The 12980-nt window shown below is 68.8% G+C and carries 10 protein-coding genes; 3 read left to right on the top strand and 7 right to left on the bottom strand.

What is annotated here, in order from left to right; genetic code table 11:
• Positions 1-22 precede the first annotated feature (22 nt).
• Positions 23-2488, bottom strand: coding sequence for an RND family transporter (locus D7V77_RS08115; protein WP_120575725.1), 2466 nt, complete (start codon positions 2486-2488; stop codon positions 23-25).
• A 441-nt stretch (positions 2489-2929) separates the two neighbouring features.
• Here D7V77_RS08115 and D7V77_RS08110 point away from each other — a divergent pair, with 441 nt between their 5' ends.
• Together D7V77_RS08110 and D7V77_RS08105 are read left to right on the top strand one after the other, a co-directional pair.
• Positions 2930-5419 carry an RND family transporter gene (locus D7V77_RS08110; RefSeq protein ID WP_120575693.1) on the top strand — a complete coding sequence of 830 codons (2490 nt, stop codon included), beginning with the start codon at positions 2930-2932 and terminating at the stop codon, positions 5417-5419.
• A gap of 196 nt (positions 5420-5615) precedes the next feature.
• Positions 5616-6272, top strand: a complete 657-nt coding sequence (locus tag D7V77_RS08105; protein ID WP_233596758.1) for a sterol desaturase family protein — start codon at positions 5616-5618, stop codon at positions 6270-6272.
• Here the strand turns inward: D7V77_RS08105 and D7V77_RS08100 are convergent.
• The 6 genes from D7V77_RS08100 to D7V77_RS08075 all read right to left on the bottom strand — a co-directional run bounded on the left by D7V77_RS08100 (position 6199) and on the right by D7V77_RS08075 (position 12214).
• The gene (locus D7V77_RS08100; RefSeq protein ID WP_120575692.1) at positions 6199-6780 is read right to left on the bottom strand and encodes a dual specificity protein phosphatase family protein; all 582 of its coding nucleotides are present in this window, start codon (positions 6778-6780) and stop codon (positions 6199-6201) included. The two genes, D7V77_RS08105 and D7V77_RS08100, sit on opposite strands and share 74 nt — an antisense overlap.
• A gap of 19 nt (positions 6781-6799) precedes the next feature.
• Positions 6800-7795, bottom strand: a complete 996-nt coding sequence (locus D7V77_RS08095) for a hypothetical protein (RefSeq protein WP_120575691.1) — start codon at positions 7793-7795, stop codon at positions 6800-6802.
• Positions 7785-9026: a GtrA family protein gene (locus D7V77_RS08090; RefSeq protein ID WP_120575690.1), complete on the bottom strand. Its 1242-nt coding sequence runs from the start codon at positions 9024-9026 to the stop codon at positions 7785-7787. Before D7V77_RS08090 ends, D7V77_RS08095 begins: the two co-directional genes overlap by 11 nt.
• Entirely contained in the window at positions 9019-9954 is a 936-nt protein-coding gene (locus D7V77_RS08085) for a phosphatase PAP2 family protein (protein ID WP_120575689.1), read from the bottom strand. Before D7V77_RS08085 ends, D7V77_RS08090 begins: the two co-directional genes overlap by 8 nt.
• Positions 9932-11266 carry an inositol-3-phosphate synthase gene (locus tag D7V77_RS08080; RefSeq protein ID WP_120575688.1) on the bottom strand — a complete coding sequence of 445 codons (1335 nt, stop codon included), beginning with the start codon at positions 11264-11266 and terminating at the stop codon, positions 9932-9934. Before D7V77_RS08080 ends, D7V77_RS08085 begins: the two co-directional genes overlap by 23 nt.
• 429 nt (positions 11267-11695) lie before the next feature.
• Positions 11696-12214 (bottom strand): pyridoxamine 5'-phosphate oxidase family protein, encoded by a 519-nt coding sequence (locus D7V77_RS08075; RefSeq protein ID WP_120575687.1) that lies wholly within the window; start codon positions 12212-12214, stop codon positions 11696-11698.
• Positions 12215-12380: 166 nt separating this feature from the next.
• On the opposite strand from D7V77_RS08075, the gene D7V77_RS08070 reads away from it, so the two are divergent.
• The gene (locus tag D7V77_RS08070; RefSeq protein ID WP_120575686.1) at positions 12381-12875 is read left to right on the top strand and encodes a hypothetical protein; all 495 of its coding nucleotides are present in this window, start codon (positions 12381-12383) and stop codon (positions 12873-12875) included.
• Positions 12876-12980: the final 105 nt, after the last annotated feature.

The raw sequence follows: 12980 nt of genomic DNA, 5'->3' as shown, positions 1-12980 counted from the left end.
GCCGGACGGACGACGCCTCGGCCTAATGGGAGGGCGTGGGCCGGTGAGGACCCTGGCCATCCCTGATGAGGTGCTCACCCCGGCGGCGCGAGGGAACCGCACGGTGGCGCCGCTTGCGCTCGGAGAGCACCAGCAACAGCGCCGGGAAGGTCACCAGCATGATGAGCAGGTTCATCCCGAACCCCACGTTCGCCAGGGCGCCAATCGAGTTGAGTCCCGGGTGGTCCGCCAGCAGCAGCGCGCCGAAGCCCACCGCGCTCGTGAGCAGGCCGCCGCAGATGGCCTTGCCTGTCTCCGAATACACCCGCACGAAGTCGCTGCGCGGTGACGCGAGCCGCGTGATGAGGTGCACGCCCGCGTCCACCGTCGTCCCGATGAGCACCGGGATGACCAGGATGTTGAGGTAGTTGAACTCCATGTCCAGCAGCGGCATGAGCCCCAGCACCGCGAACAGCGACACCACCGTGGGCATCAGGCACAGGAGCGCGGTGCGCAGGCCGCCCAGCGTCAGCCACATGGCCAGCAGCACCGTGAGCGTGGAGCCCAGCAGGATGAACGGCGCCTCGTGCGACACCAGGTTCACGATGTCCGCCTGCACCATCGCTTCACCGGCCACCACCGCGGGCCGGCCATCCGGCAGCACCATCCCGCGGACCTCCTTCGCCATCCGGCGCATGGCCTGGCCGTTGGATTGATCCGCGGACGGATACACCAGCACGAAGCCGGTGCCGTGACCGTCGCGTCCCTCGAACTGCTGGCGCACGCTGGAGGGCAGGTCCGCCTCGGTGAAGGGCTGTGCTCGCACCTGCCTGCGCAGCTCCTCCAACTGCCCGCGCTGCTTCGGGGTGAGCTGGCCTTCGGGCACGTCCTCCACCAGCTTCCCGATGTCCTTCAGGATGGCCTGCTTCTCCGCCTGCCGCTCCGGCACCAGGCTCGCGAGCGCCGCGACGAAGTCCACCGTGGAGTTCGCGCCCTGCTGCCGCTTGCGCGCCTGGAGCTCCCGGACGACCGCGGCCTCCTCCTCGCGGGAGTTCGTGAGCACCACCAGCGGGACCTGCGAATAGCCGATGAGCTGGTTGACGGCACGGTCCAGCACGAACGAGTCCAGGCGCTGGTCCTGCAGGGAGCCGATGTCGTAGTCGAACCGCAGGCGCGGCATCTGCGTGAGCAGGCCCGCCACCACGAGCGCGGACACGACGGTGAGCAGCCCGCGCCGGTGCGTGATGACGCGGCCCAGCGGCGCCTCCGTCATCTCCGTGGAGTTCGCGCGCGGCCTCCAACCCCAGCGCGCTCCCAGCCCCAGCACCGCCGGAAGCACCAGCACGTACGCGAGGATGAGCACCAGCATGCCCACGCCCGCGATGACGCCGAACTCGCGGAACGCCGTGAGCTTGGAGCTGCCCAGCACGAAGAACGTGAGCGCCGCCACCACCGCGGACACCAGCGCCGCGCCACCTGTGTGCGTGAACGACTCGCGCGTGGCCTGCTCGGAGGACCGCCCCTCTCCGCGCAACGCGAGGTAGCGGCCCAACAGGTGGATGCCGTGCTCCACGCCCAGGCCGCCCAGGATGGCGCCCAGGAAGGCCGTGAGCAGGTTGACTCGGCCATACGCCATGCCCACCAGACCGTAGGTCCACGCGAGGCCCGCGCCCACCGGGGCCAACACCATCCCCACCGCGAGCACGCTGCGGAAGTGCAGGAACAGGTAGAGCAGCACCAGCACCGTGGCCACCGTCGAGGACACCGCCACGTCGCGGGTAATCTGTCCCTGCTGATCCATCTTCTTCTGGAACGAGCCGGTGATTTGCGTGTGGAAGCCGGGCCCGTACTTCGACAGGTCCTGTTGCCGCAGAACGCCCTGCACCTCTTCGACGATCTTCGTGGAGAAGGTGAGGTCCGCGGACGACACCTCTGGCTTGGCCAGCACCACCACGCGGCGCGCGGCGGGGTCCAGGTAGTAGTCGCTGGGGTGGCTGGACAGGCGCGTCACCGCGCCGCCGGCGTACTTCTCCTCCAGGTCGGAGAAGTCCAGCGATGGGGCGGGGTCGTCAGCCAGCGGCACGTAGAGTGGATTGGCCTGCTCCTTCTCCCAGGTGAGGCGCGTGTCGATGCGGCGCTCCACCTCCTTCAGGTCCTCGGGCGACAGGAAGTAGAGCGCGTGGCTGCGGAAGAAGCTGCTGGGGCGGGTGATCTCCACATAGCGGATGCCCGGCAGCGCCTCCAGCTTCGGCGCCACGTCCTCCGCGAACTGCTGGAGCTGCGCCGGGTCCCCATCCTCGCCCACCACCACCACCCACCCCTGGGCGCCGAAGCGCTGCTCCAGGGTGTGGATGGCCTCCACGCTTTCGAAGGACTGGGGCAGCAGGTCCACCAGGTTCGCGTTGAGCGTCAGGTGGCGCGCGGACAGCAGGCCCACGACGGACAGCACGAGCGCGCAGACAAGCGCCGTGAAGGGGCGGCGGTGGTTGTGCGCGGCCAGCGCACCCATCGTGCGCTCCACCCGGTGCATCCACGTGCTTTCCGCTGCTGAAGACGGGTTCGAGGCCATCGACCATGCCTCCATGCGGCGCCTGCCTCCTGGCAGGGCCCGTATCGAGGCAAAAGCTGGCCATGTCACAGACCGTCAGCACGACGGCGCGAGGGGCTGCTCCGCCCGTCCGCCGACACCGGAACGGGTGGGGCAAAATGCCTCAACTTTCAGAGGAGAAGCCGATCCCCTGGCATGACGCGCGCCGGGGCGGCATACATGGCGCGGCCCAGGCCCGGCTGTCTTTGTTCCCCGGGCCAGGCATGCGGCCAGTGGAGGCCCCGGGTCGATGCCTGGACGCACGGTGGCTCGGGGCATATACGCGAGAGCAGCCCGGTTCGTTCGGGCTCAAGGTTGTCCCCGGGCCGTCACGGCGCGGGCTTTCAGCAGGAAATCACATCCATGAGTGACACGCGGTGGTCCGGACGGTTCGAGGCGGCGATGGGCTCCCTGGCGGCCCGCAGCCACCAGAGGCCCTGGGTGGCGTTGTTCGTGACGCTGGTCCTCACGGGTCTGGGCACCTTCTTCGCACGCGACCTGCGCCTCAACGCGGACCTGGCGAACCTGCTGCCCAAGTCGTTCCAGTCCGTGCAGGACCTGGAGAAGCTGCGCACGCGCTTCGGCGGCATGGGCAACGTGGTGGTGGCCGGCATCGGCGCGGAGCCTGAACAGCTCAAGCAGTTCGTGGACGACATGGCGCCGAAGCTGGCGACGCTGTCGGAGATCCGCTTCGTCAACGCGCAGCGGCCCAGCCAGTTCTTCGACGAGCACGGCCTCTACTACGTGGACCTGCCGGACCTGAAGACCATCGAGGAGCGCATCGACGCGCGCTTCGCGTGGGAGAAGGAGCAGGCCAACCCGCTCTTCGTGCGGCTGGAGGAAGAGGCGCCTCCGTCGCTGGACTTCAGCGACATCCAGAAGAAGTACACCGGCGGCGCGAACATGCGGCTCGCGGGGCAGGGCGGCCTGTACTACCTGGATCCGCAGGAGCGCATGGTGGTGATGCTCCTCAAGGCCAAGGGCTCCTCCGCGGACCTGGGCTACTCCAAGACGGTCATCACCCAGGTGGAGGACTACCTGGCGAAGCAGGACCTGTCGAAGTACGGCCCCGGCTTCCGCACGGAGATCACCGGCACGTTCAAGAAGAAGATCGACCAGCAGGCGGTCATCACCGGCGACCTGGCGCGCGCGTCCACGCTGGCCCTGGTGCTGCTGCTGGCCTACCTCATCTTCCACTTCCGCAGCGGGCTGTCCGTGGGCCTCACCATGGTGCCGGTCATCGCGGGCCTGACGTGGACCTACGGCTTCGTGGGCATCGCGTACGGGCAGGTGAATCTGCTCACGGGCTTCCTCGCGGCGGTGCTGGGCGGCCTGGGCGTGGAGCACGGCATCCACCTGTTGGGGCGGTGGGGCACGCTGCGCTCGGAGGGCATGACGTCGGAAGAGGCGGTGCGGGAGACGTTCCGGCACACGGGCTTCTCCGCGCTCATCTCCGCGCTGGTGGCGGCGCTCACGTTCCTGAGCCTGTCGTGGTCGGAGTTCAGGGCGTTCCACGAGTTCGGCGTCATCGCGGCGGTGGGCATGATGGTGAGCGTGGCGTCGTACCTGCTCATCCTGCCGGCGCTGCTGGGGCTGGTGTCGCGCTGGGGCTGGGTGCCTCGCGAGCACCAGTCGCAGTCCGGGCCCATGGCGATGCTCGCGCGCTTCCTGCCGCGCCGTTACCGCGCGGTGGTGGTCGTGATTGGCGTGGCGCTGGTGGGGCTCATCAGCCAGGCGTACCGGGTGAGCTTCAACTACGACTCCACGAAGCTGGATGACGTGTCGCTGCCCAGCGTGCGGCTGGACAAGCGCATCGACCACATCCTGGGTTACTCCGCGACGCCGGTGGTGGTGCTGACGGACACGGAGGGGATGGAGCGCGAGGTGGTGAAGCAGCTCCAGGCTCGCAAGGAGAAGTTCGGCAAGGACTCCACCATCGACTTCGTGGGCGCGCTGGAGGACCTGGTGCCGCAGCATCAGGAGGAGAAGCACGCGCTGCTCCAGGCCATCCACAAGAAGCTCCAGCGCATCGACCCGGAGCGCGTGGAGAAGGCCCAGCGCGACGACCTGCTGCGCGCGGTGAAGATGACGTCCGCGAAGCCCTTCGTGCGCGAGGACCTGCCGGTGGGCCTGCGCCGCCAGTTCGAGCCCGCTGCCGGCCAGAAGGGCGGCGTGGTGTTGGTCTACGCGAACGTGAGCCTGTCGGACGGCGTGGGCACGCGGCGCTTCACCAAGGAGGTGCGCAACCTCCAGATGCCAGACGGCAGCCAGGTGTCCGCGGCGGGCGAGGCGCTCATCCTGGCGGACATCCTGGACATGGTGGCCTCCGAGGGGCCGCGCATCCTGGTGGCCGCGGTGGTCAGCGTCTTCCTGGCCATGTGGCTGACGCTGGGCTCCTTGCGCAACGCGGTCATCTGCATGCTGCCCACGCTGCTGTCCATCGCGGCGCTGGTGGGCCTGATGGCCATCATGGGCCTGCAGTTCAACTACCTGAACATCGTGGTCATCCCGGTGCTCATCGGCACGACGGTGGACGCGGGCGTGCACCTGATTGAGCGCCTGGGCGAGCCGGGCGCGGACTTCACCACGGTGTACGCGGAGACGGGCCGGGCCATCACGGGCGGCCTGCTGACGAGCGCCATCGGCTTCCTGGCGCTGGTGTTCGCCAAGCACCCGGGCCTCAACTCCATTGGTGACCTGGCCAACCTGGGCTTCGCGGTGAACATGGTCATCGTGCTGGTGGGCTTCCCGGCGCTCCTGCTGCTGGTGGACCGCTGGCGCAACAAGCACAGCAGCGCCACGTCGACCCCGGCGTCCGGCGACGACGGAACCGAGCGCCCCGCGGAGAGCTGATCCGCGCGAAGCCAATCCATGCAGGCAAGGAGGCCCCGGCATTGCCGCCGGGGCCTTTTTCATTGCGTCCGGAGGGGCCGGGGCCGTTCCGCCAGGCGACACTGCGGAGGGACGAACGGGCACGGGCGCCTGGGAGTCTCCGACCCAAACTTCGTCTTGTATGGGGCGCTCATACTTCAGGTATCAATCCGGCCGGATGTTCGAGAACGCCTTCATGGAGGCGGCCTCGAAGCTGCACCCCGCGGTGCCGGTCCTCCTCTACATCCCGCTCACGCTGGGCCTGCTCGGGTGGGGCCTGTCAGGGGGACGGACGTCCGTGGGGCGGGTCCTGCTGTTCATCCCGCTGGGCCTGCTGACATGGATCCTCATGGAGTACTGCATCCACCGGTTCTTCTTCCACTGGGAGGGCAAAGGCCGGCTCACCCAGCGGGTGCATGAGATTGCCCATGGCTACCACCACAAGTACCCGGACGACTCACAGCGCCTGGTGATGCCGCTCATCGTCACCATCCCGCTGTCCTCGCTCATCGGCGGGCTGCTGTGGATGGTGGGGCGCCCGGCGCAGATGCTCCCGTACTTCGTGGGCATCGTCTGGGGCTACGTGACCTACGACACCCTCCACTGGGCCACGCACCACCGCACGCCGAAAACGGCCTGGGGGAAGGCGCTGCGCGCGCACCACATGGCGCACCACTTCGCGACGCCGGACCGCAACTTCGGCATCAGCAACCGGTGGATGGACATGCTGATGGGGAGCGGCGGACGGCAGGCCCCGCTGCCTAGGCCGCCTTCTCCGGAACGCCCGTCCAAGCCGCCACGAAGTCCGCCAGACCGCGCAACTGCCGGTCGTTGAGCGTCGCCTGCCAGCGCGCGTGGCGCACCGCCCGGTACGCCTCCGGCGCGTCCCAGCCGCGCGCCACCATCACCGCCAGGCCCATCAGCGGCCCGCGCCCCACGCCGTGCTCGCAGTGCGCGTACAGCACTCCGCCCGCGTCCAGCCGGGGCAGCGCCCAGCGCACCCCTTGCGACAGCTGCTCCACGGATGGCGGGTAGCGGTCCGTCACCGGCAGGCTGAGCAGCTCGATGCCCAGCGCCGCCAGCGCCTCGCGGTCGTCACAGCGCTCCGCGCGCAGGTCGATGACGCAGGTGATGCCCCGGGCCTTCAGCTCGCCGTAGCGCGCGCGGGACACGCCGCCGCCCACGTGCAGCCACGGGTTCACCTGGGACACGTTGAGGGCGCGCTTGCCGGGCAGCTTGGTGGTCCACTCCACCCCGCGCGCCACCACCCGCAGCACCTGCTTGCGCACGAACCCCCGGACCCCGGGGACGTGATGCACCGACCGCAGCAACGACTCGCTCACGCTTGAAGACCCCTGCCGGCTACTCGCCTTCCACCGACACTTCCATCAACCCTTCCACCGGCGCCTTGCCCGGGCGCTCCATCACGCCCCGCAGCAGGTACGTCACCGGCGAGCCCACCACGGGCCGCACCAGCCCACTCAGCACTCCCAGCGACTCCACCGGTGCACTGCGCTGAAGCAGGGAGGTGCCGCGCAAAGTCAGCGCCGGCTTGCCGTCGCGGTCGGTGAGCTCCGCCCGCCACGTGCTCTTCTCCTTCGTGCCCGTCTGCGTGACCGTGAAGGACTCCAGGAGCCGCGCGGCCCCCTTGCCCTCCCAGACGTAGACAGGCGCGTAGTCGCCCTCCTGCCCCTCGCGCGCCAGCACCACCATGTGCTGCGGACCCTTCATCGCGCGGAAGCGCACCCAGCGCTTCGCCAGCTTCGCCGGCGCCACCGTGCTGCGCGAGTGGTCCACGTACCCGCCGCCCGCCAGCGTCACCGCCGCGGACTTGGGCACCTGGAGCGTCAGCTTCACGGGGCTCGCGCCCAGCAGCACCTCGTGGCGGTAGCGGTCCTTGCCGTTCTCCACCACGGAGCCCTCCGGCGACCACGGCTCGGGCTTCTTCGCGTACTCCAGCGTCACCCGCCCGTTGTCCAACGCCGCGTCCACCGTCAGGCCCGCGTCCGTCGCCTGGGCCGTGCACGTGCCCAACTTGAGCGTGTCCGTGTCGGGCGTGTAGCCCCACTCCTTCGCCCCCATGCGCGTCTGCGGCGACCAGGCAGGCTTGCCCGGCCGCAGCACGGTGGCGCGGCAGATGCCCGTGCGCGACCCCGGGCCAATGTTCGTCACCGACAGGTTCACTGTCACATAGGTGCCGTCGTCCGCATCCGCCACGAAGGTGAAGCTCTCTCCGTACCGGTCGCTGGAGTCGAAGGACAACCCCAGCACGCCGCCCGCCGCCGCCACCCCCGGAAGCGAAAGCAGGGCCCCCACCAGCAGGGCCCTCAAGCCGCGGGCGCGCGTGTCACGCCGCATGGGGCCGCTGCTCCAGGAGCTCGTCCGAGTTGTCGTTGAAGACGTAGTCGCGCTGCAGCGGCAGGTTCCACGCGAAGTACACGACGCCGCGCACCAGCCACCAACCCAGCGTGTACGCCAGCTGCGGGTGCAGCGTGAGCAGCGCCACGCCGCCCGCGTTGAGCAGCGCGCTGGTCGCGCTCACCAGCGTGTAGCGCGCCAGCTGCGGCGCCACCGCACCCTGGCTGCGGAAGGTGATGACCCGGTTGATGGAGTAGTTCACCACTCCGCCCAGCACGCAGCCGGCCACCGTGGCCCACACCGGGGAGATGCCTCCCCACTCCACCATGCCCAGCACCGCCACGAAGTCCACCGCCGTGGCGATGGCGCCCGCCGCCGCGTTGAAGCCGAACAGCGCCACGCCCGAGCGCTGCTTCACCGGCTTCTTGGGCGTCAGGGCCCGCACCAGCGTGCGGAAGCGCGCCAGCGCCGTGACGTTGCTCAGGACTGCCACGAACACCAGGCCCGCCACCGCCAGCCAGTGCATGGGGTGCTTCTCCGTCGGCCAGAACAGCGCCTCCAGGATGGGCGACAGCGCCGTTCCCACGCCCAGGAACAGCACCCGCTCCAGCCGCTGCATCGCGCCGTCGCGCACGCTCACGCCCAGGCCTTCACCCTTGGCGCGCACGTACGGCACCAGCGAGGAGCCCATCAGCGCACCCAGCGCGGGCAGCAGCACCCAGGTGTCCCGGTAGTACCAGGCCAGGCCCATCAGGATGGCGGAGTCCACGTACCGGTCCAGCACGGAGTCCAGCGCCGCGCCCGCGGGGTTGGCCTCCTTGCGGGTGCGCGCCACGCGGCCGTCCATCACGTCCAGCACGCCCGCCAGCAGGAACAGCCAGCCGCCCAGCGCGAACCGGCCCGCCGCCACCGCCACGCCGGACGACACGCCCAGCAGGCCCGACAGCATGGACAGCGCGTTGGCCGGAAGGCCCGAGCGCAGCAGCACCCGCCACAGCGGCTGGATGACCCAGAAGAAGTAGTGGCGCAGGAAGAAGCCCACCAGCACCGACTTGCCGCGCGTCAGTGTCTCCTCGTCTCGCGGGATGCCCTTGATGGCACAGCGGATACAGAAGAGCACCAGGCCCACGAGGAAGTACGCGACCGCGAACAGCGCGGGCGCCAGCGCGGTCCAGATGCGCGCCGAAGGGGACAGGTCGCCACTCAGCAAGGCCAGCATGTTGTCATGCACGGGTGTTCCCTCCAGACGGCAGGGTCAAGGGCGCCACTCCTGGCGCTTCCATGGCCCGTCTTGCGAAGACAGCCCTCACGACGACGAAGGCCACGACCGCCGCGATGCTTCCCGCGAGCACGTCGAGGACATAGTGGTGCGTGAGATACACGGCGGAAAAAGCGACGAGCAGCGCGAACAGGATGGTGCCCACCCGCCACGCGGGGCCCTTGTGCCAGAGGACGAGCACCATCATCAGCGGGTAGGCCGCGTGCAGCGACGGCATGGCCCCGAAGACGTTGGGGTTCTTGGCGTAGAAGTTCGCGAAGTAGTGGATGCCGAAGAAGGCATCGAAGCGCGCGGTGCCCGCCGGACTGGGCGGCGCCGACAGGTCCGCGAGTCCCGGCCCGTACTTCAGCACGTACCAGGGGGGAGCCGCGGGGTAGATCACGTAGGTGACCACGCCAATGGCGTTCACCACGAAGAAGGCCCAGCACAGCTGTTCGAAGCGCACGTCCTTCTTGAAGAAGAACAACAGCGCCACGAGGAAGACCTCGTAGAGGTAGGCCGCGTAGGCCCAGCCGCACAGCAGGTCCAACGGTGTGTTGGGGTGACGCGACCACCACTCGGGCCAGTGCGTTCCGCCCGGGGCGGGGAACAGCAGCTTCTCCAGGTTCCACAGGTCGCCGGTGTGGATGGTGCCGCGCACCCCCAGCCACAGCGCTTGGCTGTCCAGGATCATACCGGTGAGCCACAGCGGGAACGCGCCGCGGAGGAACCGCCGCGGGCCGGCGCCGGCCCAGGCCAGCACCACCAGCAGCAGGTCCGCCGCGACGTGCTCCCACCGGACGCGGCCGGTGGAGACCACCAACGTGAAGTGGCCCGCCGCCATGACGGTGACGAGCCACTTGAACGCGGAGTCGTTCTTAGCGGGCGAGCGGGAGGTCATCCCCGTAGTAGTCCAGCCCCAGGTGGGTGATGGGCTCTTCGCCCGCGACGACGCGCAGCGTGTTCTTCAGCTTGGTCAGCTGGATGAACAGGTCGTGCTCCACCGGCAGACCCGGGTGGGCCATGGGGCTCTTGAAGTAGAAGGACATCCACTCCTGGATGCCCCGCCACTCCATCCGCTTCGCCAGGTCCAGGAACAGCGCGATGTCCAGCACCAGCGGCGCCGCCAGGATGGAGTCGCGGCAGAGGAAGTTGACCTTGATCTGCATCGGGTAGCCCAGCCACCCGGTGATGTCGATGTTGTCCCAACCCTCCTTCGCGTCGCCGCGGGGCGGGTAGTAGTGGATCGACACCTTGTGCGAGTACTTGTTGTACAGCTCCGGGTACAGGTCCGGCTGCAGGATGGTGTCGAGCACGCTCGACTTGGTCACTTCCTTGGCCTTGAAGGCCTGGGGATCATCCAGCACCTCGCCGTCACGGTTGCCCAGGATGTTGGTGGAGAACCACCCCTCCAGGCCCAGCATGCGCGCCTTGAGCGCGGGCGCGATGACCGTCTTCATCATCGTCTGGCCGCTCTTGAGGTCACGGCCCGCGACGGGCACGCCCTCCAGCTTGGCCATCTCCTGCAGCGCCGGCGTGTCCACGGAGGCGTTCGGCGTCCCGTTGGCGAACGGCACGCCTTCCTTGATGGCCGCGTAGGTGTAGAGCGCCGTGGGGTTGATGTCCGGGCTGTTGGCGTCCAGCGCCTTCTCGAAGTTGGCCAGCGTCTGGAAGGCCTCCGGCAGCGGGCGGAAGGTCTCCACGCTGCTGCACACCACCATCACGGCGCGCTTGGCGTTGAGCTCCTTCTTGAAGTCCCGGATGTCCTGGCGGATGGCCTCGATGCTCTCGCGGTGCGTCTTCGTGGCCTTGATGTGGTTGGCCGCGATACGGCGCACGAACTCCGGATCATGCACGCCCGGCTTCGGCTTGATGCCCTGGAGGAAGGGCTTCACCTGCTCCAGGTGCTTGTCGGTCAGCACGCCCGAGCGCACGGCCACCTGGTAGGCGTCCTCGCTGATGATGTCCCACGCGCCGAAGACGACGTCGTCCAGCGTGGCCAGCGGCACCAGCTCGTTGAGCTTCACGGTGCGGCCGTCGGTGCGCTTGCCCAGGCGGGCCGTGCCCATCTGCGTGAGCGAGCCAATGGGGGCGCCCTTGCCCTGCCGCGCCAGCTCCACACCCGCCATCAGCGTGGTGGAAACCGCGCCCAGGCCCGGGATGAGCACCGCCAGCTTGCCCTCGGGCTTCGCGACCTTCTTCTTATTCTCCATCGTCCTGATTCCTTCGAATGGCGGGAAATCGCTCCGCCCAATGAGCGTCTCCGAGTCCGTTCCATCCGGCGCCGGCAAAAATGCCGGACGGAAGGTGGAAAATCTCGAAAGCGGATGGTTGATACTCTAAACCGTCTGTCACTTCAACGTGATGTGCGGACGGTTTGCGGCTCGTACCACGGCGGCGCTCGGCTGCATGACTCGGGCCGGGGCCTCGCTACAAGCCAGGACGAACGGCGCTGTCAGAGAAACAGCAACCATGGGGCAAAAGTCTCACCCACCACGGCGAGCTCCCTGGGGGCGCTCGCCGGGTGGGTCCAGGTGCGTCAGGTCTGAGGCTGTCCTGCTTTCACACACCCCCTGACACACGTGTCAGGATTTGAGAGCGTGGGAACCACCGGCCTTCCGGCGGCCCCGTTCGGGTTCCCGTCAGTTGTGGCGGGGGGCGCCCCGGTCGAGCTTCTGGTTGTCGCCCGGGTGGTACTTATCGCCGGTGAGGACGGCTTTCACGAACCCGACCAGCTGGACCATCTTGCTGTTGGGCGTGTCCCAGTACTCGGCCTTCTCGACGGAGACGCGCAGCAGGGCCAGGTTCGGATCATCCAGACCCTGGGGGAACCAGGCCTTGAGGGCGGGGTTCCACAGCTCCTTGGCCTTGGCCTTGTCGTGGATCAGCGCGCAGCGGCCGCTGACGGACACGTACCGGTCCCGGGTGGGGTCTGAGTAGGCGAGGCTGACGTGGTGGTCCTTCTGCACCTCGTCCACCTTGTGGGTGTGGTCGTTGGTGAAGAACCACAGCTCCCCGTCGAAGTCCTTGTCGTAGGTCCACATCGGCCGGCTGCGCAGGCTGCCGTCGGCGTCCACGGTCGTCATCATCGCGACCTTGATGCCGTGGATGAGCTTGCCCAGGTGCTCCACCACGTCCTGCGGACTCTTCGTCGTCGTCATGTGCTCGCCTCCCTTGGCGGTTGAAGGTAGGCAGCGGCCGGGCAGCGAACATCGTCCGCACCGCCGGGTCGGCACCCCGGCAGCCGGGCGTGTGATAGGGGGCGTGCCGGGCCCACTCGCTTGTTTCGTCTTTCGGAACGAGGCGCGACGGCCGGGAGCGACACGGATGCTGAAGACCGCGTGGAACGAGTGGAGCCTGAAGGCGCTGCAGCTGGAGACGGCCCTGCTGGCGCTGGAGGAGATTGAGCTGCCGGACGCGATGCACGCGCTCCAGGACGCCGCCCAGCAGAAGCTGCTGGAGCTGGCGCGGGCGTGGCAGAAGACGCAGCCCGCGAAGGAGCCGCGCGAGTGGGCGCGCGAGGAGAAGGCGGGCGGCACGCCTCGCGACGAGGAGCTGGCGGACCTGGTGAAGGGCTTCCGCGAGGACGGCAAGACGTGGACGCTCTACCGCCTCACCAGCGACAAGAAGGAAGTGGTGGAGACGGTGGTGTCCGAAGGGCGCGCGTGCATGGCGGCGGGTGGCGAGTACTACCTGGGCCAGTGGGACGCGGAGGACGGCGTGCTGGAGGTGGGGCGCGACGACGAGGCCGGCGAGCCCGGCACCGGGCTGGTGCTGGAGCCGGGCGGCGAGCTGCGCTACTCGCCGTCTCCCGACCTGTAGTCCGCGCGGATCAAGACTCGAAGAGCTTCACCATCCGCGCGCGCAGCTTCTCATCAGGGAGCCGTCCGAAGCCCGCCTTCACATTGTCCTCCAGGTGGGCGGGGT

Source organism: Corallococcus sp. CA041A (assembly GCF_003612075.1).
Taxonomy (GTDB): Bacteria; Myxococcota; Myxococcia; order Myxococcales; family Myxococcaceae; genus Corallococcus; species Corallococcus exiguus.
Note: the sequence above shows the minus strand (reverse complement) of the source record. Positions and strands in the feature narration are given on the sequence as shown.